The 18626-nt window shown below is 65.9% G+C and carries 21 protein-coding genes and 1 tRNA gene; 14 read left to right on the top strand and 8 right to left on the bottom strand.

Features of this window, described 5'->3' with window-relative positions; genetic code table 11:
* Positions 1–27: 27 nt before the first annotated feature.
* Positions 28–118 (bottom strand) — tRNA-Ser (locus SxD43FB_RS01975).
* A 93-nt stretch (positions 119–211) separates the two neighbouring features.
* Between SxD43FB_RS01975 and SxD43FB_RS01970 the strand changes: the two genes are divergently transcribed.
* From SxD43FB_RS01970 to SxD43FB_RS01945, 6 genes are all read left to right on the top strand, one after another.
* Entirely contained in the window at positions 212–1102 is an 891-nt protein-coding gene (locus tag SxD43FB_RS01970) for a peptidylprolyl isomerase (protein WP_096060780.1), read from the top strand.
* Positions 1103–1186: 84 nt separating this feature from the next.
* Positions 1187–2302 (top strand): alanine dehydrogenase, encoded by a 1116-nt coding sequence (ald, locus tag SxD43FB_RS01965; RefSeq protein ID WP_096060779.1) that lies wholly within the window; start codon positions 1187–1189, stop codon positions 2300–2302.
* A gap of 228 nt (positions 2303–2530) precedes the next feature.
* Positions 2531–3361, top strand: a complete 831-nt coding sequence (locus SxD43FB_RS01960; RefSeq protein ID WP_069065278.1) for a sulfite exporter TauE/SafE family protein — start codon at positions 2531–2533, stop codon at positions 3359–3361.
* 78 nt (positions 3362–3439) lie between these two features.
* Positions 3440–4156, top strand: coding sequence for a response regulator transcription factor (locus SxD43FB_RS01955; protein WP_069065277.1), 717 nt, complete (start codon positions 3440–3442; stop codon positions 4154–4156).
* Positions 4149–5495: a HAMP domain-containing sensor histidine kinase gene (locus tag SxD43FB_RS01950; protein ID WP_096060979.1), complete on the top strand. Its 1347-nt coding sequence runs from the start codon at positions 4149–4151 to the stop codon at positions 5493–5495. Before SxD43FB_RS01955 ends, SxD43FB_RS01950 begins: the two co-directional genes overlap by 8 nt.
* Entirely contained in the window at positions 5495–6055 is a 561-nt protein-coding gene (locus SxD43FB_RS01945; RefSeq protein WP_069065276.1) for a hypothetical protein, read from the top strand. The genes SxD43FB_RS01950 and SxD43FB_RS01945 overlap by 1 nt, the downstream gene beginning before the upstream one ends.
* 6 nt (positions 6056–6061) lie before the next feature.
* Here the strand turns inward: SxD43FB_RS01945 and SxD43FB_RS01940 are convergent, their stop codons facing one another.
* The gene (locus SxD43FB_RS01940) at positions 6062–7276 is read right to left on the bottom strand and encodes a cardiolipin synthase B (RefSeq protein WP_096060978.1); all 1215 of its coding nucleotides are present in this window, start codon (positions 7274–7276) and stop codon (positions 6062–6064) included.
* Between the two features lie 125 nt (positions 7277–7401).
* On the opposite strand from SxD43FB_RS01940, the gene rpoZ reads away from it, so the two are divergent.
* Positions 7402–7746: a DNA-directed RNA polymerase subunit omega gene (gene rpoZ, locus SxD43FB_RS01935; RefSeq protein ID WP_037476174.1), complete on the top strand. Its 345-nt coding sequence runs from the start codon at positions 7402–7404 to the stop codon at positions 7744–7746.
* Between the two features lie 87 nt (positions 7747–7833).
* Here the strand turns inward: rpoZ and SxD43FB_RS01930 are convergent, their stop codons facing one another.
* Entirely contained in the window at positions 7834–8013 is a 180-nt protein-coding gene (locus tag SxD43FB_RS01930; RefSeq protein WP_096060778.1) for a hypothetical protein, read from the bottom strand.
* A complete protein-coding gene (ung, locus tag SxD43FB_RS01925) occupies positions 8010–8696 on the bottom strand; it encodes a uracil-DNA glycosylase (RefSeq protein WP_096060777.1) in 687 nt (228 codons plus the stop codon). The genes SxD43FB_RS01930 and ung overlap by 4 nt, the downstream gene beginning before the upstream one ends.
* A gap of 94 nt (positions 8697–8790) precedes the next feature.
* Here ung and SxD43FB_RS01920 point away from each other — a divergent pair, with 94 nt between their 5' ends.
* Genes SxD43FB_RS01920 through SxD43FB_RS01910 form a run of 3 tightly spaced genes read left to right on the top strand, consistent with a single transcriptional unit; the run spans position 8791 to position 11333 of the window.
* Positions 8791–9798 carry a serine hydrolase gene (locus SxD43FB_RS01920; protein WP_096060977.1) on the top strand — a complete coding sequence of 336 codons (1008 nt, stop codon included), beginning with the start codon at positions 8791–8793 and terminating at the stop codon, positions 9796–9798.
* Between the two features lie 59 nt (positions 9799–9857).
* Positions 9858–10223, top strand: a complete 366-nt coding sequence (locus SxD43FB_RS01915) for a DUF962 domain-containing protein (protein WP_096060776.1) — start codon at positions 9858–9860, stop codon at positions 10221–10223.
* 42 nt (positions 10224–10265) lie between these two features.
* Positions 10266–11333 (top strand): GNAT family N-acetyltransferase, encoded by a 1068-nt coding sequence (locus SxD43FB_RS01910; protein ID WP_096060775.1) that lies wholly within the window; start codon positions 10266–10268, stop codon positions 11331–11333.
* On the opposite strand, the gene SxD43FB_RS01905 is transcribed toward SxD43FB_RS01910, so the two are convergent.
* Positions 11311–12180 carry a cupin-like domain-containing protein gene (locus tag SxD43FB_RS01905; protein ID WP_096060774.1) on the bottom strand — a complete coding sequence of 290 codons (870 nt, stop codon included), beginning with the start codon at positions 12178–12180 and terminating at the stop codon, positions 11311–11313. The two genes, SxD43FB_RS01910 and SxD43FB_RS01905, sit on opposite strands and share 23 nt — an antisense overlap.
* The gene (locus SxD43FB_RS01900; protein WP_096060773.1) at positions 12177–13307 is read right to left on the bottom strand and encodes a GNAT family N-acetyltransferase; all 1131 of its coding nucleotides are present in this window, start codon (positions 13305–13307) and stop codon (positions 12177–12179) included. The genes SxD43FB_RS01905 and SxD43FB_RS01900 overlap by 4 nt, the downstream gene beginning before the upstream one ends.
* A gap of 128 nt (positions 13308–13435) precedes the next feature.
* Here SxD43FB_RS01900 and SxD43FB_RS01895 point away from each other — a divergent pair, with 128 nt between their 5' ends.
* From SxD43FB_RS01895 to SxD43FB_RS01880, 4 genes are all read left to right on the top strand, one after another.
* Entirely contained in the window at positions 13436–14437 is a 1002-nt protein-coding gene (locus SxD43FB_RS01895; RefSeq protein ID WP_096060772.1) for an NAD-dependent epimerase/dehydratase family protein, read from the top strand.
* A gap of 302 nt (positions 14438–14739) precedes the next feature.
* Positions 14740–15750 carry a KpsF/GutQ family sugar-phosphate isomerase gene (locus SxD43FB_RS01890; protein WP_255245575.1) on the top strand — a complete coding sequence of 337 codons (1011 nt, stop codon included), beginning with the start codon at positions 14740–14742 and terminating at the stop codon, positions 15748–15750.
* 5 nt (positions 15751–15755) lie between these two features.
* Positions 15756–16556 carry a 3-deoxy-manno-octulosonate cytidylyltransferase gene (kdsB, locus tag SxD43FB_RS01885; RefSeq protein WP_096060770.1) on the top strand — a complete coding sequence of 267 codons (801 nt, stop codon included), beginning with the start codon at positions 15756–15758 and terminating at the stop codon, positions 16554–16556.
* Positions 16556–17140, top strand: coding sequence for a histidine phosphatase family protein (locus SxD43FB_RS01880; RefSeq protein ID WP_096060769.1), 585 nt, complete (start codon positions 16556–16558; stop codon positions 17138–17140). The genes kdsB and SxD43FB_RS01880 overlap by 1 nt, the downstream gene beginning before the upstream one ends.
* Here the strand turns inward: SxD43FB_RS01880 and SxD43FB_RS01875 are convergent.
* On the bottom strand, positions 17137–18174 hold the full coding sequence (locus SxD43FB_RS01875; protein WP_096060768.1) for an LD-carboxypeptidase: 1038 nt from the start codon (positions 18172–18174) through the stop codon (positions 17137–17139). The two genes, SxD43FB_RS01880 and SxD43FB_RS01875, sit on opposite strands and share 4 nt — an antisense overlap.
* A 2-nt stretch (positions 18175–18176) precedes the next feature.
* Positions 18177–18620, bottom strand: coding sequence for a cupin domain-containing protein (locus tag SxD43FB_RS01870; RefSeq protein ID WP_037476155.1), 444 nt, complete (start codon positions 18618–18620; stop codon positions 18177–18179).
* Between the last annotated feature and the right edge of the window lie 6 nt (positions 18621–18626).

The following is an 18626-nucleotide window of genomic DNA, read 5'->3' as shown; positions in this document are numbered from 1 at the left end:
TTTGGCGAACGCTGATGAATAGGTAAATGGCGGAGCGGCAGGGATTCGAACCCTGGATACGCTTTTGGCGTATACTCACTTTCCAGGCGAGCGCCTTCGACCACTCGGCCACCGCTCCGCATTGCACTGGAAGTCGCGCTCCCTATCGCGGCGCGGGCGGCTAGGCAAGGGGATGCTTTACTTTCCTGTGCGGCCGCGCTCTGATTGCGGCATGATCCGGTTTTTCGCGCCCGCGCTGCTCGCTTCCCTCCTTGCCTCAACCGCCATCGCGGCTGATCCGCCGACGACGCCTGCTGCCGTCGTGGCGACTGCACCTGCCGATGCCTGGCGCGCGATTCCGCCCGAAGACCTGCTCGTCATGACGATCGAAGGGGGCAAGCGCGTCGTGATCCAGCTCGCCCCGGCCTTCGCGCCGCGCCATGTCGGCAATATCCGCACGCTGGCCCGCGCCCATTGGTGGGACGGGACCAGCATCAACCGGGTGCAGGACAATTATGTCACGCAATGGGGCGACGCGACTGAGAAGAAGCCGATGCCGCCCGGCATGATGCCCACCAGTCCGGCCGACTATGTCCGCTCGCTCGCCAATGTGCGGCTCGCGATCACGCCCTTGCCTCATCCTGATGCCTATGCTTCCGCAACCGGCTATGTCGATGGCTGGCCGATGGCGATGAACGGGGACGCGGCCTGGCTGCCCCATTGCTATGCTTCTGTCGGCGTCGGCCGCAACCTGTCGCCCGATGCGGGCACGGGGGCCGAACTCTACACCGTCATCGGCCACGCCCCGCGCCAGCTTGATCGCAATATCGCCGTCGTCGGCCGGGTGATCGATGGCATGGCCCATCTGTCCAGCCTGCCGCGCGGCAGCGGTGAGCTTGGCTTCTACACCGCCACCGAACATAAAATCCCGATCCTCTCGGTCCGCCTCGCCAGCGACCTGGCACCCGCGGAACAGCCCCGGTTTGAGGCGATGGACGTCGCTTCGCCCAGCTTCGCCGCCTATCTGCGCCTGCGCGCCAATCGGAAGGATGACTTCTACGATCTGCCTGCGGGCGGGGTCGACATCTGCAATGCGCCGGTGCCGGTCCGTCCGGCTCCCTAAAGGGAACATTCGCGCCCGCCGCCGCGCTATGTCATCCTGCAGGAAAGCGGCCCCGCCACGCGCCGCGCCATCGGGAGACATTGCATGATCGTCGGCACCGTCAGGGAAATCAAAAATCACGAATATCGCGTCGGGCTGACCCCCGAAAGCGTCCATGAACTCACCGCCCATGGCCATGCGGTGCTGGTCGAAAGCGGGGCAGGGGAGGGGATCGGTGCGCATGACGCCCTCTATGAAAAGGCGGGCGCGCAGATCGTCGCCACCGCCGCCGAGATCTTCGCCCGCGCCGAAATGATCGTGAAGGTCAAGGAGCCACAGGCCGCCGAGCGCGCGATGCTGCGGCCCGACCAGATCCTCTACACCTATCTCCACCTCGCCCCCGATCCCGATCAGACGCGCGACCTGATCGCCAGCGGCGCGATCGGCATCGCCTATGAAACCGTGACCGACGCGCATGGCGGCCTGCCGCTGCTCAAGCCGATGAGCCAGGTCGCGGGCCGCATGGCGATCCAGGCCGGCGCGACCGCGCTGGAAAAGGCGCATGGCGGGCGCGGCGTCTTGCTGGGCGGCGTGCCCGGCGTCCTGCCCGCCAAGGTCGCGGTGATCGGCGGCGGTGTCGTCGGCTTCAACGCGGCGCAGATGGCGGCGGGGCTGGGCGCGGACGTCACCATCCTCGACCGCAGCCCCGAAGTGCTGGAAAAACTCGGCATGTATTTCGAGGCGCGGGCCAAGACGCGCTTTTCCAACCGCGCCAACCTCGCCGACTGCGTGGCCGATGCGGACCTGGTGATCGGCGCGGTGCTGATCCCCGGCGCGGCCGCGCCCAAGCTGGTCAGCGCGGCCATGCTTCAAACCATGAAGAAAGGCGCGGTGCTGGTCGATGTCGCAATCGACCAGGGTGGTTGTTTCGAAACCAGCCACGCCACCACCCATGCCGACCCCACCTATATCGTCGATGGCATCGTCCATTATTGCGTCGCCAACATGCCCGGCGCGGTCGCGCGCACCAGCACCTATGCGCTCAATAACGTGACCTTGCCCCATGCGCTGCGGATTGCGGACCTCGGCTGGAAGGGCGCGTTGCGCGCTGATCCGCACCTGCGCGCGGGCCTCAACGTGGCCCAGGGCAAACTCACCTATCGCGCCGTCGCCGACGCGCTCGACCTGCCCTATACGCCCGCCGAAGATCTGCTCGACTGACCAAGCCCGCGCCGCCTTTGTGTCCGACTTGTGTCGGACAAGGTGCGGATTTGTCGACCTTGTTCGTCTAGCCAGCCAAGGGACCTGTCCTGTCAGCCCCTTGCTCTGGTTCCGCCGAAGAGAGGCATGGTTTTACGACATGGTCGATCTAGTTTCATTCGCCGCCTTGTTTGTCCGGGGCACCGACAGCCTGGCCACCGGCCTCACGCCAGCCATGGGAGCGCGCTGATGAACGGCGATGTCATGACCTGGTTGGTGCCGCTGCTTTCGATGCTGGCCGCTGGCCTGTTTGCGGGTTTCGCGGCTGGGATTTTCGGCATTGGCGGCGGTTTCGTCGTCGTGCCTGCGCTGTTCGTCGTCCTGCCGCTGCTCGGCGGCACGCCCGAAGCGATCGCCCATGTCGCCATCGGCACGTCGGCCGCCACCATCATCGTTACCTCGATCCGGTCGCTCCTTTCCCATGCCAAGCGTGGCGCGGTGGAGTTTGAAATCCTCAAGACCTGGGCACCGTGGATCATCCTGGGGGATGGCGTCGGCGTGCTGCTCGCGGGCCATGTCGATGGCCATATCCTCACGATGATCTTTGCAGGCGGCGTGTTCCTGATGTCGCTCAACTTCCTGTTGCCCAAGGTCGGCGACAAGGTGATCAGCCAGGACATGCCATCGGGCATCGCCCGTGTCGGCATCGCGGGCGGGCTGGGCACTTTTTCCGCGCTGCTCGGCATTGGCGGCGGCACGATCGCGATCATGGTGATGACGCTGTGCGGCCGTTCCATCCACCGTGCCATCGCCACCGCATCGGGCGTCGGCACGCTGATCGCCATCCCCAGCGCGATCGGCTTCGCGCTCATCGGCCTCAAGGAAAGCGGCCTGCCCTGGGGGTCGCTCGGCTATGTCAACGTGCCTGCCACGCTCGCCATCGCCTCCATGTCGGTACTGACCGCGCCGCTCGGCGTGGCCGTCGCCCATGCGCTGCCCGCCAAGCCGCTCAAGAAGATATTCGGCGTGTATTTGATCGTCATCGCCTTCGTCATGTTCCGCAACGCGCTCAAAATCTGAGCATCACGCCTCATCTCGTCCCCATAACAGCCTTTGTAACTGGCGGCCTTTGCCGGTATTTGCGAGGCGGGGGACGATATGGCGCAACAGGAATCGATCAATGTGCTGGTGGTGGAGGATGACGCCGCAGCGCGCGCCAACATCGCCGCTATCCTCACCCAGGCAGGCATGGTCGTGGACCAGGCGGAGGATGGCCGCATCGGCCTGCACCGTGCGGGCAGCGGCGCGCACGACGTCATCATCCTCGACCGGATGCTCCCCCATCTGACCGGCATCGACATCGTTACCCGCTTGCGCGTCGCCGGGATCGGCGCGCCAGTGTTGATGCTCTCCGCGCTCGGCCGCAGCGAACATCGGGTCGAGGGCCTTGAAAGCGGCGTCGACGACTATCTCGCCAAGCCGTTCGAACCGGACGAACTGGTCGCCCGCGTCCGCGCGCTGTGGCGCCGGGCCAGCCGCTCCACCCATGATCCGGTGCTGCTGTTCGGCGACCTCGAATGCCATGTGAAGGCGCGCACCGCCTTTCGCCAGGGCCGCCACCTTGCGCTGTCGCCCAAGGAGTTCGAGTTGTTCCGCTATCTGATGGACCATGCGGGCGAAGTGGTGACGCGCGAGATGCTGCTGCGCCATGTCTGGAAACTCAGCTTCGATCCGCAGACCAATGTGGTGGACGTCAATGTCGGCCGCCTGCGCCGCAAGCTGGAGGAGGGGTTTGATGGCCCCGTCCTCGAAACCGTGTGGGGCACCGGCTATCGCCTGATTGCCGCCGGATCGCCGGGATCGCCGGGTGCCTAAACCCGACCTGTTCCGCTCGGTCTTTGGCCGGGTGATGTTGTCCGCTTTGCTGGTCAGCCTCCTGTCCACGCTGGCCCTGTTCCTGGTGGTGCGCAATATCGTCGCGGCTGACGGTCGGGCAATGCTGGCGCGCGAGGTCGATACCGACCTCGCCGGACTGGCCGACATTCAGGTCAGCGGCGGCACCGCCGAACTGCGCGCGCGCATTGCCGATCGGATGGCGGTGGAGCGCGAGGATGGCGAGCGTGGCTGGTATCTGCTCGTCGATGGGGACGGGCGTCGTCTGGCGGGCAATCTCGACCGCTGGCCTGCCATCGCGCCCGAAGTGTCGGAGGCGCGCTTCGTTACGCTGCCCGGCGGCGACACGATGTTCGCGCGCGCGACCCGGCTGGGCGGCGACACGCGGCTGCTGGTCGGGCGCAGCAATTATCGCGGGGAGGCGCTGCTCGCCCGGCTGGCCATGGCCTTTGCCGGGGCGGGCGCGGTCATCGCGCTGCTTAGCCTCGCCGCCGGGCATTTCGCGGCGCGCCGCCTGCGCCGCCGGGTCGAAACGGTCAACGCCGCCTTCGCCGCCGTACGCGCCGGGCGCATCACCGCGCGGGCGCCGGGCGCTGGCGAAAATGACGAGCTGGCCGAACTGGCCGCCAACACCAATGCGATGCTCGACCAGGTCGAACGGCTGATCGAGGCGCAGCGCGCCGTGTCGGACCAGACCGCGCATGAAATCCGCACCCCGCTGATGCATCTCGACACCCGCATCCTCAAAGCGATGCAGGGGACGCAGGACGAGGAATTGCTGCGCACGCTCGACCAGTCGCGCGGCGAGATACGCAATGTCGTGCGCCTGCTCGATTCGCTGCTCGATATTGCGGGGACGCAGGCGATGCGCGGCGACCTGCGCGGCCTGCTCGATACCAATCTCAGCGAGATTGCCGACAATCTGGCCGACCTCTATGGCGCCAGCGCGGAAGAATTGGGGATCGGCTTCCACGCCCGCATCGCGCCCGGCGTCATGCTGCGCGCCGACCCGATGCAGATGACGCGCCTGCTCTCCAACCTGCTCGACAATGCGTTCAAATATGTGCCGAGCGGCGGCACTGTGTCGCTTACCCTGTCGGTGGGACCGCATATCGTCGTGCAGGATGACGGACCCGGCATCCCCGCTGCCGATCGCGATCGCGTGTTCGAACGCTATGTCCGGCTCGACGGCGCGCAGGGCGGGGGGCATGGCCTCGGCTTGTCGCTTGCCAGAGCGATCGCACAGCGGCATGACCTTTCCCTTCATGTGGAGGACGCCGCGCCCGGCGCGCGTTTCGTCGTCCAGCCGGAGGATGATTGATGATCAGGCTGTTGCCCGTCTTGCTGCTCGGCGCTGCGCCTGCCGCGCCCGCGGCGGACATGCGACCTGCCGATCCGGTGCTGCGGACCTTGCTGGAGGGCGATGCCGCCCATGCCAGCGGCAACCACGCCGCCCTGCTCGACACTGTCCAGGCCTTGAAGGCGCTTGGTGCCACTCCGGCCGAGGGGCAGGAGGATCTTGCCGCCCGCTGGACGCATGAAGCACAGGCCCATGGCGCGGCCCCGTCCACACTTGCCTTTCGCGGCCGTGCGCTTGGTCCCGCCTATCGGCGCGGCTCGCTGGTGCCCGGCGGCAGCGTGACGATGCGCCAGCTATTCCTCGGCGGCCAACGCGCACAGATATCGGTCGCCCCCGCAAATGGCAGCGCGGCGAAGCTCTCGATCCGCGTCCATGGCGCGGATGGCGAAACGCTCTGCGCCAAACCGGTCGGCGGGCCGCAGGCCGATTGCGCCTGGCTGCCGCTCTTTACCGATCGCTACGACATCGTGATCGAAAATGGCGGCAAGGCAGCCGTCGGCTTCTACCTCATCATGCGCTGAAACCGATCAATCCGCGTCCGGGTTACGGAAATTGAGCCGCCGCGTGACGGTATAGTCCAACACCCCTACCAGCAGATAGCTGATCCATTGCTTGATCAGCGTGAGCGGCGTGCGGCTGGCGCGGTGGCTCTCCAGCGTGATCGTCCGGCTCAGCGCCGCCTGCCGGTCGATCATCTGGCGCACCGCCGCCGCAAAGCCCGCATCCTCGATCCGCAGCATCACCTCCAGATTGACGAACAGGCTGCGCATGTCGAAATTGGCCGACCCCACGAACACCGCATCGTCGATGACGAACAGCTTCATATGCAATTTATGCGGCTGATATTCGGCAATCTCCACCCCGCGCTTGAGCAGCGGCCCGTATAAGAGCCGTGCCGCCGCGATCGTCGCGCCATTGTCCGACTTGGCAGGCAGGATCAGGCGCGCGCCGTCCCGCTGCGCCGCCCGTGCGATGCGCTTGAGCATACCCCGGCCCGGCGAAAAATAGGCCGCGACCATATCGACCCGCCGCGCCTGCTCCATGTCATGCTTGACCACTTTCGCCCATGGGCTCAGCCGCCGGGTGGGACCACCGACCAGCCAGCGAAAGGGGTCGGCCTGTTGCGGATGCAGGCTCGGATTCCAGCCCCGGACCATCCGCCGCAGGGTGCGGAAGCGTTGCTTGCGCGTCGAGACCCAGCGCCACAATTGCCCGTACCAGCGCGTCATCGCCTCGACCTGATCGCCCTCGATCATCAGCCCGAGGTCACACCAGCAACCATCCGCCGGGATGCCGAAATAGCCATCCTCGATATTGAAGCCGCCGATCATCAGCCGCTGGTCGTCGGCAATCGCCATCTTCTGATGATTGCGGATCAGGTAGCGGGTCGATCGCCGCGTCCCGAATCGCCCGAAATGCGCGCCCGCGTCGATGAGCGGGGCAAAGAAGCTGTCGGGCGTCTTGCCCGACCCGAAGCCATCGACCATCAGCGTCACGGCGACCCCGCGTGCCCGCGCCGCGACCAGCGCGTCCCGCACCAGCACGCCGCTGCCATCATCGGCGAAGATATAATAATAGAGTTTCAGGCTATGGCGCGCCCCTTCGATCAGGTCGATCAGCGCCTTGCGCAACGCCGTTCCTTGCGTGATGAGCCGCAGCCGGTTGCCCGCCAGCATGATGGTGATATCGTCCGCTTCGCTGTCCGCATCGGCCAGCGGCGGGGCTTGATCGTTGATCGCCATCTGCGCCTCATGCCCGTTTGCGCCATGATTTGCCAAGGCCTTATGCCCTTTTCATTGACTCCCATGGGTCATGCTGCTAGGCGACGAATTCGAAATTTCCCTTCGCTGTATTCAGGAGGCCCTGTTTGGCCCGCGTCACCGTCGAAGATTGCGTCGACAAAGTTACCAACCGTTTTGACCTCGTCCTTCTCGCCGCTCAGCGCGCGCGGGAAATTTCCGGCGGGGCCGAACTGACGGTCGATCGCGACCGCGACAAGAACCCCGTCGTCGCTCTGCGCGAAATCGCGGAAGAGACCGTTCTGCCTGACGAACTGCATCACTCGCTCGTCGCGTCGCTGCAGAAGGTGCAGATTGACGATGACGACACCCCCGATGAAATCGGCTCGATCGCCCAGTCGGCTGAGGCCCTCCGCCTCACCGCCGCCGCGCCGCCGCGCAACCAGAATATCGGCGGCGACTACGACGGCTGATCGCCTTATCCGTTTGGAGAGGGAAAGAGGCTCGGCCTGCGCAAGCAGGACCGGGCCTCAACCCTTTTTGGGCAAACGATAGAACGCTTACCCCTCCGGCCGCGCGACGCGCTTGCCCTTGGTCCGGCTGGTCAGGTGGAACATCTCGCACCGGTCGCAGCGATAGGGCCGCAATATAATCGCGGCGCGCACCATCGCCTCCCGCGCTTCCTCCTCCGACCCATAGCGCCGCTTGCGCGCGCAGACGCTGAGCCGGGTGCGTTTCATAGCGGCGGCAGCGCCCAGTCGATGCCCCCGCGACCCTGCGCTTCCAGAAAGGCATTAGCCTGCGAAAAGGGCCGCGATCCCAGAAAGCCATTATGCGCCGACAGCGGGGAAGGGTGGGCGGATTTCAGGATCAGATGGCGGCTCTGATCGACGAAGCCCGCCTTGCGCTGGGCATAGGCGCCCCATAGCAGGAACACGACCGGCTCCTCTTTCTGCGCCACCAGCCGCACGATCGCATCGGTAAACAGCTCCCAGCCTTTGCCCTGATGCGACGCCGCCCGGCCCATCTCGACCGTCAGCACGCTGTTGAGCAGCAGCACCCCCTGTCGCGCCCAATGTTCCAGAAAGCCATGCCCGGCCCGAGCAATCCCCAAGTCGCTCTCCATCTCCTTATAGATATTGCCGAGCGAAGGCGGCGTCCGCACGCCGGGCTGCACCGAAAAGCACAGGCCATGCGCCTGACCCTCACCATGATAGGGGTCTTGCCCCAATATCACGACCTTGACCTGATCGAGCGGGGTGAGATCGAGCGCGCGGAAATAGTCGCTGCCCTTGGGGAAAATGCGTTTGCCTGCGGCCTTCTCCGCCTCCAGAAAGGCTTTCAGCCCCTGCATATGCGGGGCGGCGAACTGGTCGGCTAACGCCTCACGCCAGCTTTCGTGCAGTTTGATGGTTCCGCTCATGCCGCCTGATGGCCCGGCGCGCAAAGCCCTGTCAATCGCGTCCGACAGGGTAAATGCGCTTGCGCGGCCCCTTCACATCCGCAAAACAGACGCCATGCGCTTCCATCGCCCGATCGCCCTTGCCGCCGCCTTCGGCCTGTTCCTGGCCCCGCTGCCCAGCGCCGACGCCTTCGGCCCCGTCAAATCCGCTGTCCAGCAGACCGCCGAAACCCGCCTGATCGCCCAATTTCAGCGGTTCGCCACTCTCACCGATGGCACGGTCGGCATCACCGTGCGCGACCTGACCAGCGGCGAAAGCCTCTCGCTCAACGGCGACACGCTCTTCCCGATGGCCAGCGCCTATAAAGTCGCGGTCGCGGGCAAGATCTTCGCGATGATCGACGCCGGGCAGTTGGCGCTGACCGACATCGTGCCGCGCGATGTCGCCACCATGGGGCCGGGTGCGCCGCTGCCGGTGGCGCGATTGCTCGACCTGATGCTGACGCAGAGCGACAATGAAGCCACCGACATGCTGGTCGCCCGCGCCGGTGGCCCGACAGCGGTCAATGGCTGGGTCGCGGGGCTGGGGATCAAGGGGCTGCGCGTCGACAGCAACACCGCCGACCTGCTCTACCGCGCTATGGACCTCGCGCCGCGTCCGGGCAATTTCAACCGCAACGTCGCCGCCGCGCTGGCCGCCGATCCGGCGCTGCGCACCCGCGACAGTCGCGACCTGCCCAATATCGCCTTCGCCCGCGATCCGCGCGACAGCGCGACGCCGACCGCTATGACCGACCTCGTCGCCGCGATCCGCACTGGCCGGGCGCTTTCGCCCGCCAGCACCCATGCCTTCATCACCATCATGGAACGCTGCCGCACCGGCAAGGCGCGCCTGCCCGGCATGCTGCCACCCGGCACCACCATCGCGCACAAGACCGGCACGATCAACGGCACAGGCAACGATACGGGCGTCATCACCCTGCCCGATGGGCGGATGTTCGCCATCACCGTCTTCGTCATGCAGGATCATCGCGGGCGTGTGATGCGCGACCGGATCATGGCGGAGGCCGCCCGCGCAGCCTATGATTATTTCCTGTTCGCGCCCGATCGCGCCTCGGCCTGACGCATAGGCCTTAACAGCAATCCCGGATGGCTTTAGGCTCCTTCCTTGAGAGGATTGCCGTGACCCGTCTGACCCGTTTCCGCGACTTCTGGCCCCATTATCTGCGCGAACATGCGCGCCCCGGCACCCGCGCGTTGCATTATGCGGGGACCAGCCTTGTCGTGTTGCTGGTGGCGGCTACCCCGTTCGCGGGGCGCTGGTGGATGGCGGCGGCGCTGCCGATCGTCGGCTATGGCTTTGCCTGGGCGGGTCATGGCCTGATCGAGCGCAACCGGCCTGCCACCTTCCGCTATCCGCTCTGGTCGCTGCGTGCCGATTTCGTGATGTGGCAGCGCTTCCTGACCGGCCATATCGGCCGCGATCTCGCCCGCGCCGGGGTGCGCCCCGATGGCACGGTCGATCCTGATCGACGGACGGTGGCATAGCCGCCGCTTGACCGGGCCGGACGCTCTGCCACAAGGAGCGCGATGGCTCTTACCGCATCCTTTTCGCTGCCCGATCGCGCGGCGCTGGCAACCCGTTGGCAGGCGCTCGAAGCACGCGCCGACGCCGCCTTCTTCCTTGGCTGGACCTGGACCGATGCCTGGCTCGACAGCTATGCCATCCGCCCCGAATTACTGGCCATCACGGACGACGACGGCAACGACGTCGCCCTCGCACTGGTCGGCCACGCGATGCAGCCGCGCCTGCTGGGCGGCGTCGCCACGCTCAGCCTCAATCAGTCGGGCGATCCCGCCGCCGACCGCCCCTATGTCGAATATAATGGCCTGCTGGCAGAGACAGGCCGGGAGGCGGAAGCCGCAACCGCTGCGATCGAAGCGCTCACCTGCCGCCGCGACTGGCGCGCGCTCCGCTTGAGCGGCATCGCGCCGGACTCACCGCTGCTGAATCTGCCCGCCCGCCGCAAGACGCGCCGCGACGTGTCGCCCGTCTATCAGGTCGATCTCGCCGCCGTGCGCGCCGCGAATGGCGATTATCTCTCGCTGCTCAGCGCCAACACCCGCAGCCAGATTCGCCGCGCGATGAAGGATCATGGCGGTCCCTTGCCCAACGTCGCCGTCGCTGGCCTCAACGACATCACCCCCTGGCTGGACGAGATGGCAGCGCTCAACAGCGGTCGCCATGCCGACAATGCGTGGGACGATGCGGGCTTCCGCGCTTTCGTCGCCACCATCGCCGCGCGCGGCTTGCCCGGCGGCTCGGTCGAACTGCTGCGCTTCACTGATTCAGGCGGGGTGGTCGGCCTGCTCGTCAACTTCGTCCATCGGGGCGTCGCGATGAACTATCAGTCCGCCTTTGCCGAACCGCGCACTGCCAAGGACAAACCCGGCCTGCTCTGCCATGCCGCCGCCGTCGCATATTATGCCGCGCGTGACCTGTCGCTCTATTCGCTGCTCGCGGGCAAAGATCGCTACAAGCAGAGCCTCTCCACCTGCGAGGAGAGCCTGGAATGGTGGATGATCGAACGGTTCAGCCCGCGCCTCGAAGCCGAAGCGCTGTTGCGCCGCCTGCTTAAACGCCCAGCTTCCGCATGACGCGATAGAGGAGGCGGCGCAGCCCTTGCCGTTCCGGCTGGGCGCTGATCGTACCGGTGGGCAGCCCGCGTTTGCGCAGCAGCGCGTTGAAACTGTGCAGTTCCCCCTCCGCCACGCTCCGCTCGGATCGCCATGTCACGGACAGGCTGACCGATACGGCCGGGCCATTCTCGACGAAATGGGGCGCTTTCACCGGCACATGGATTGCCTCGCCGGGCGCAAGCGGGAAGGCCGTGCCGTGCGCCTTGAACCCGTCCTGCCAGATGAGATTGCGATGCCCGCCGCCGTGAAAATCCTCGCTCTTCTGCGCAGGCACCAGCGCTTCGTCGCGCGCGGGAAAAACGGTCATAACCTTGCTTCCCATGATCTGGAGCAGGATATTATGCTCCGGGTCCATGTGGAACGGCGTGACGCTGCCCGGTGAGGTCAGGAAGATGAAGGCCTCGCGATGCAGCATCGGCCCGGTCGCGGCGCTGACGATCGGCGCCAGATCGGCGAGCGCCGCGTCGAGCAGCGCGCCATAGGCCGGATCGCGTTCGACATTCTTCAGCACCGCCCAACTGCCATTGGTCTCGATCGTGCGGATCGTCTCGCCCAACGTCAGCCCATTGGACGGCGTATCCTCCGGCCGCACGCCCAGCGGCAGCTTGCCCAGATTATATTCCACCGACGATGCTGGCATCCGCTCCGCCAACGTCGCGAGCGCATCCAGCGTCAGCAGGCCATGGCCAACCAGATCATGGGTCAGCTTGACCGGCGCATCGGGATAGGCCGCAGCGAAGGTCGCCCGCGCGCTGTCGGGGAAGGTGGCGACCCTGGCGGCCGCTATCGAGCTATGGGCGGTCATCCCTGTCCTTTCAAAAGTCTGGCGGCACGCTCGACGCCATTGGCGATGGCAAAGGCCGCCGCACGTTGCAGCTGCGCTGCGCCCTGGCCGTGGAGCGCGATGCGATATTGGACGATGGTGCGCCGTTCGGCCCACAGGCTGTCGATCATCGGATGGTCGGGCGCGGCGCAACTGTCCATCCAGCCGATCGCCGGATCGTCCTGCACCGCATGCAGGTTGGCGATCTCGATCAGGACGCCGGGCGAAAAGCGGCCATATTCCTCATCGATCGCGATCTTGAAGGAAAAGGCACCCGCGCCATGGCGGAAATTGACCAGCATCGCGATCGCCCGCCCGTCAAGGTCGAGCCGCAGCATATGCAGCCGCCCGGCGTCGAACCCGGCCGCGCAGGCAGCGCGGAAAAAGGCGGCGTCAGCGGGCTTGCAGCCCATCGCCGTACCCTCGCGGCCTTTCCAGCCCGATGCTTCGAGCGCCAGAAATTCCCCGCACCAGCGCGCCACATCGCCCCGATCGGTCAGCAACCGGCTTTCCACGACGCCCAGGTCCGCCAGCCGCTTTTGCAGCCGCCGCAATTCCTTGCGCTTCTTGGCCCGTACCTGGCTCTCCCAATAGGCGTCTGCGGTCAGGTCCGACCGCAGCATGGCCCGGTCATAGCGATGAATCTCGCGCCATCCGCGCCGTTGCTCGACGCACACCGCTTCGATGGCGGCGGCATTGGCCCCGGCCGCATCGATCGCTTCGAGATGCAGGAAGCCGCGCGCCCAGGGCGCGTCGTCCAATTGCGCCAGGAAGCTGCGCCACGCCGCAGCCTCCTGTCCCCGCCGGATCATCGGCGCGCCGAAAAAACAATGGTCATGGACCCAATTGCCGACGCAGCCGATCGGCAGCCGCCCATGGCGCGATCGCACCGTGACGGGCAGCAGGCCGATCAGCAGCTCGCCGTCACGCGCTTCGATCAGGCGAACGCTACCATCCGCTGCCAGATGATCGATCGCTGCGGCCAGCATGTCGGGCGCATAAAAGGCATTGGCCTCCGCTGCCTGGACGGCCAGTTCCTCCCAGCGCGCACGCTGCTTCATGGCCGCCGGATGGGGATAAGGGGGCAGGGGGTGGGATGCCATGTCCATGGTTCCGCCTTTAGATCGGAAAGATTAGGGAAAGGCTAAATCCTGCCCGCTAGGACGCGACCTGACGGGGCTTTACATATAAGGGCGGATCGTCAGACACGGATAGCCGATAGGCGTGGAGAAATGGCATGACGATTTTGGTCACCGGCGCGGCAGGTTTCATCGGTATGCATGTCGCCGATCGCCTGATGGCGCAGGGTCATGCCGTGGTCGGCATCGACAATCTCAACGATTATTACCCGGTGTCGCTCAAACGCGCGCGACTCGACAGCCTGTCTGCCGCCCATGGCAAGCTGTTTACCTTCCACGAACTGGATTTCGCTGACATGGACGCGCTCAATGCGACGCTCCATGATCAGGTGATCGAATCGATCGTCCATCTGGGGGCGCAAGCCGGGGTGCGCTATTCGCTCATCAATCCGCACGCCTATGTCCGCTCCAACCTGGCGGGGCATGTCAACATGCTCGAACTGGCGCGCGAACGGCGGGTGCGGCATCTGGTCTATGCCTCCTCCTCCTCGGTCTATGGCGGCAATGACGCGCTGCCCTTCCGCGTCGAGGATCGCGCCGACCATCCCGTTTCGCTCTATGCCGCGACCAAGCGCGCCGACGAACTGATGAGCGAGACCTACGCCCATCTCTTCCGTATCCCCATGACGGGCCTGCGCTTTTTTACCGTCTATGGTCCCTGGGGCCGCCCCGATATGGCGATGTGGATCTTCACGTCCAAGATCCTCGCGGGCCAGCCGATCCCGGTGTTCAACCATGGCCGGATGCAGCGCGACTTCACCTATATCGACGACATCGTGAGCGGCATTTTGGGCTGTCTCGATCATCCCCCCTCCGACGATGGCGCGCTCAAGGCGGGCGGCAGCCGCGCGCCGCACCGGCTCTACAATATCGGCAACAACCGCCCCGAAGAATTGATGCACCTCATCGCCGTGCTGGAGGACGCGATAGGGATCAAGGCCCAGATTGACTTTCAGCCCATCCAGCCGGGCGATGTCCATGCGACCTTCGCCGACATCAGCGCGATCGCCCGCGACATCGGTTTCGCGCCATCGGTGGGCATCGAATCGGGTGCCCCCCGATTCGTCCAATGGTATCGTGATTATCACGGGGTCTCATAAGGTTGCCGGACGCCGCACGCGCGAAGCTGAAAATGGCTGCGCGGCTGGTCGCTCAAAGCCGTCGTTTCAGCGGATTTTGGGGCGCGGACAGGGCCGTCTTTTTCCTGTAATGATTTTTTCGCAGTTGCAAAAAGGATTGCCATAAGTCCCTGAAACGGCGTAAACAGTCGCACCATGCCGGGCGGTATTTCCGTCCGGGGGTCGCGGAACAAGGGAGGACATCACGCCGAAATCGGCGGTTCGTCCACCGTCTCCGCCAGTGAGACAAGCTCGCGGCGGAGCGCGGAAAAAAGGGCAAACGCGTGTCAACATCAGCATCCAAGATCGTGCCTTTCGGCTCAGGTGGCCGTATCGTGGAGACGGCGTGCAGAAGCCTCTCCATTGCTGCGACCGGCCTTAACGAACTCGAAGCCCGCTTTGGCCAGCGGGAATTTGCCGCCACCTTCCTGCGCCTTGTCGGCGTCTTGATGCAGGTGCGTGGGCGCGTAATCGTCACGGGCATCGGCAAGAGCGGCATCGTCGCGCGCAAGATGACGGCGACGCTCACTTCCACTGGTACGCCTGCCATCTTCCTGCATCCCGCCGATGCGGGGCATGGCGACCTTGGCATGGTGACGCCCGACGACGTCGTACTGATGCTGTCCCATTCGGGCGAATCGACCGAACTCGGCCCGATCATCCAATATTGCAAACGCTTCGCCATCCCCTTGCTGGCGATGACCGCGCAGGCGCAAAGCACCGTAGCGCAGGCTGCCGACATCTGCATCCTGATGCCCGAAGTGCAGGAAGCCTGCCCCAACGCGCTGGCACCCACCACATCGACCACGGTGCAGATGGCGTTCGGCGATGCCCTCGCGATTTCGCTGATGGAAATGCGCGGCTTTTCCGCAGACGATTTCCACAAATTCCATCCCAACGGCCGTCTCGGCGCGCAACTGCTCAAGGTGCGCGAACTGATGTCGAAGGGCGGCGACGTGCCGCAGGTGCGTCAGGACGCCTCGTTGCTGGACGCGACGATCGAAATGACGCGCGCGCGCCTCGGCGGTACGGCGATCACGGATAATGAAGGGCGGCTGATCGGTGCCTTCACCGATGGCGACCTGCGCCGCGCCGTCACGGCCAAGCAGAATCTGACCGAACCGGTCGGCCGTTTCATGACGGTCACGCCCCACGCCATCACCCCCGACGATCTCGCGCATGAAGCGCTGCATGTCATGCATGAGCGCAACATCATGCTGCTGTTCGTCTGTGAGAAGGGCCGTCTGGTTGGTGCCGTTCATATGCACGACTTGCTGCACGCCGGGGTCGCCTGAACCATCTGGTCGTCATTCCCGCGCGGGCGGGGTCTTCCCGTCTGCCGCGCAAGCCCCTGCGCCTCATCGCGGGGCGCACGCTGCTGCACCGCACGATTGCCATGGCGCGCGCGGCGATTGGCGACAGGGCAGGGGTCGCGCTGACCGTCGCCACCGATGACGCGGAAATCGCCGATCATGCCCGCGCCGTGGGCTGCGATGCGGTGATGACCGACAGCGCCATCGCCACCGGGTCAGGCCGCGCGCTCGCCGCCGCCCTGGCACAGCCCATAGCACCCAACTTCGTCATCAACCTTCAGGGCGACTCACCCTTCCAGCCCCAGGGCGCGCTGGGATCGGTGATTGCCGCGCTGGAGGCGGGCGCCCAGGTCGCCACCCCGATCATCGCGCTGGACTGGCCCGCGCTCGACGCCCTGCGCGATCACAAGACCCGCTCGCCCTTCAGCGGCACCACCTGCGCCCGTGCGCCGGACGGCCATGCCTATTGGTTTTCCAAGGCGATCATCCCCGCCATCCGCAACGAAGACAGCCTGCGCGCCCGCCTGCCGCGCTCGCCGGTCTGGCGCCATGTCGGCCTCTATGGCTATGCGCTGGACGCGCTGCGTCGGTTCGAGGCCTGCCCGCCCACAACATTGGAAAATCTCGAAGGGCTGGAGCAACTCCGCTTGCTGGAGCTTGGCATCCCGATCATGACCGTGCCCGTCGATCCGCCCTCCTTCGATAGTTCGGGCATCGACACCGAAGCCGATATCAGCCGCGTGGAAGCATTGATCGCCGCACATGGCGACCCCACGCCTCCGCTCTGATGCGCCACCTCTTCATCATCCGCCACGGCAACACTTTCGCCAGCAGCGCTGAGGCCTGCCGCATCGGATCGCGCACCGACATCCCATTGGTCGAAAGCGGCCACGCCCAGGCCGAGCGCCTCGGCACCTGGTTCGCGCAACAATCGTACCCCATCCACCACTTGCTCAGCAGCCCACTCCTCCGCGCGCGCCAGACCGCCGCCGCGATCGCCGCCGCTACCGGCCATGGCCTAGATGGCACGCACGACTGGCTGGGCGAGATCGATCATGGCCCCGACGAAGGCCGCCCCGAAGCCGACGTCCTCGCCCGTATCGGCGCGCAGGCGCTGGCGGACTGGGAAGAACGGGGCATCGTGCCCGATGGCTGGATCGTCGATGCCGAAACCCGCATCGCCGCCTGGCGCGCCGTCTTCGCGCAAGCCGGGGAGGGGGCCGACCTGCTCGTCACCTCCAACGGCGCGGCCCGCTTCGCGCTGCTGGCGCTGGGCCTGCCGCCGCGGAAGCTGCGCACCGGGGCGTTCGGCGAACTGGCCGTCGCCCCTGACGGCAATGTCACGCTGGTCCGCTGGGACGAGCGACCCTAGCTGACCGCCGCTTCCAGCAAGCGGATCGTCCCGGCGTCCGCATCCATCTCCGCCCGCACGCCCACGGGCAGGCTGAACTGGTTGGCGACATGGCCGAACTGCGCGCCTTGGAAGGCGGGTATGCCGAGGGAGCCAAAATGCTGCTGCAACACTTCCGACAGGGTAAACCCACCATAGGACGGCCCGCTCGCCCCGCAATCGGTACATTGGCCGAACACCACGCCCGCCAGCCGCCCCAGCACGCCGCCCAGCGCCAGCTGGGTCAGCATCCGGTCGATGCGATAGGGCGCTTCGCCAATATCCTCGATAAACAATATCGCGCCGCTGAAATCGGGTAGCCAGCCCGTTCCCATCAAGGCCGCCAGCACGGTCAGGTTGCCGCCCAGCAATCGCCCGCTCGCCTTGCCGGGGTGAAAGGTGCGGATGCGCCCGGCGCGCGGGACCAGCCGGTCCTCATTACTGACCGGATTGGCAAAGGTCGGCATCGCCCCGTCGAACGCGACCGCACGAAATCCATCCCAGGAAAAACGGCCCCAACTGCTCGACGCATTGGGGCCGTGGATGGTGGTGAAACCCGCCCGCGCGGCAAAGGCCATGTGCAGTGCGGTGATGTCCGAAAAGCCAATCAGCAGCTTGGGATTGGCGCGGATCGTCGCGAAGTCGAGCAAAGGCAGGATGCGCGCGCACCCCCATCCGCCGCGCACCGCGAACACCGCGCGCACCTGCGGATCGGCGAACATCGCATTGACGTCGGCCGCGCGATCCTTGTCGGTCCCGGCCAGATAGCCATGGCGCGCGGCCAGATGCGGCGCAGGTCGGGGCACCAGCCCCATCGCCACGATCGTCTCCTTGACCAGATCGAGGTCGAACATATCGTCGGTAAAGCCAGCCGGTTCGATCAGCCCGACAACATCGCCTGGCCGCAGGCGCGGTGGCTTCACCAGCGTCGCAGGCAAGGGCGCAACCGGCGGTGCCTTGGCCGCCACCAACATCGCGCCCATGCCCGTCACCAGCGCGCGCCGATCCATCCACATCGTCAAAAGCCGCTCCCATCCTTGTGGCGATATTGACCGCTCGACCATCGCAGGTCGATATCGGCATAATGACAATCGCCGGTCGGTGGCCGCCCGAACGCCAGGAAAGTGCAATCGACGTCGCTTTCATTGACCAGATGATGGCCATTCGGCTCGCCCTTGGGAAAGGCCGCCATGTCGCCCGCGCGCAGTAGCGTGCGCCCATCCTCCTCGACCAGCATGGCTTCCCCCGCCAGCATCACGACGAACTCGTCTTCATCCTCATGCCAATGTCGGTTGGACGACGCCGCGCCGGGTTTCAGCACGACATGGCTGACGCCGAAATCGGAGAGATCGCTTGCAGGGCCAAGCCGCCTGACCCACCGCCCGGCAACGATGTCGGCATGGGGCGCGGGATAGCCGGTGGCATTGGTCTGCGCGATGGCATCCAGGTCGATCCGGGGCACGGCCTT

Origin of the sequence: Sphingobium sp. D43FB (assembly GCF_002312805.1) — a bacterium.
Taxonomy (GTDB): Bacteria; Pseudomonadota; Alphaproteobacteria; order Sphingomonadales; family Sphingomonadaceae; genus Sphingobium.
Note: the sequence above shows the minus strand (reverse complement) of the source record. Positions and strands in the feature narration are given on the sequence as shown.

Coding starts and splice junctions, on each gene's coding strand:
- SxD43FB_RS01970 (WP_096060780.1), top strand. CDS start 212: ATGATCCGGTTTTTCGCGCCCGCGCTGCTCGCTTCCCTCCTTGCCTCA.
- ald (WP_096060779.1), top strand. CDS start 1,187: ATGATCGTCGGCACCGTCAGGGAAATCAAAAATCACGAATATCGCGTC.
- SxD43FB_RS01960 (WP_069065278.1), top strand. CDS start 2,531: ATGAACGGCGATGTCATGACCTGGTTGGTGCCGCTGCTTTCGATGCTG.
- SxD43FB_RS01955 (WP_069065277.1), top strand. CDS start 3,440: ATGGCGCAACAGGAATCGATCAATGTGCTGGTGGTGGAGGATGACGCC.
- SxD43FB_RS01945 (WP_069065276.1), top strand. CDS start 5,495: ATGATCAGGCTGTTGCCCGTCTTGCTGCTCGGCGCTGCGCCTGCCGCG.
- SxD43FB_RS01940 (WP_096060978.1), bottom strand. CDS start 7,276: ATGGCGATCAACGATCAAGCCCCGCCGCTGGCCGATGCGGACAGCGAA.
- SxD43FB_RS01930 (WP_096060778.1), bottom strand. CDS start 8,013: ATGAAACGCACCCGGCTCAGCGTCTGCGCGCGCAAGCGGCGCTATGGG.
- ung (WP_096060777.1), bottom strand. CDS start 8,696: ATGAGCGGAACCATCAAACTGCACGAAAGCTGGCGTGAGGCGTTAGCC.
- SxD43FB_RS01920 (WP_096060977.1), top strand. CDS start 8,791: ATGCGCTTCCATCGCCCGATCGCCCTTGCCGCCGCCTTCGGCCTGTTC.
- SxD43FB_RS01910 (WP_096060775.1), top strand. CDS start 10,266: ATGGCTCTTACCGCATCCTTTTCGCTGCCCGATCGCGCGGCGCTGGCA.
- SxD43FB_RS01905 (WP_096060774.1), bottom strand. CDS start 12,180: ATGACCGCCCATAGCTCGATAGCGGCCGCCAGGGTCGCCACCTTCCCC.
- SxD43FB_RS01900 (WP_096060773.1), bottom strand. CDS start 13,307: ATGGACATGGCATCCCACCCCCTGCCCCCTTATCCCCATCCGGCGGCC.
- SxD43FB_RS01895 (WP_096060772.1), top strand. CDS start 13,436: ATGACGATTTTGGTCACCGGCGCGGCAGGTTTCATCGGTATGCATGTC.
- SxD43FB_RS01880 (WP_096060769.1), top strand. CDS start 16,556: ATGCGCCACCTCTTCATCATCCGCCACGGCAACACTTTCGCCAGCAGC.
- SxD43FB_RS01875 (WP_096060768.1), bottom strand. CDS start 18,174: ATGTGGATGGATCGGCGCGCGCTGGTGACGGGCATGGGCGCGATGTTG.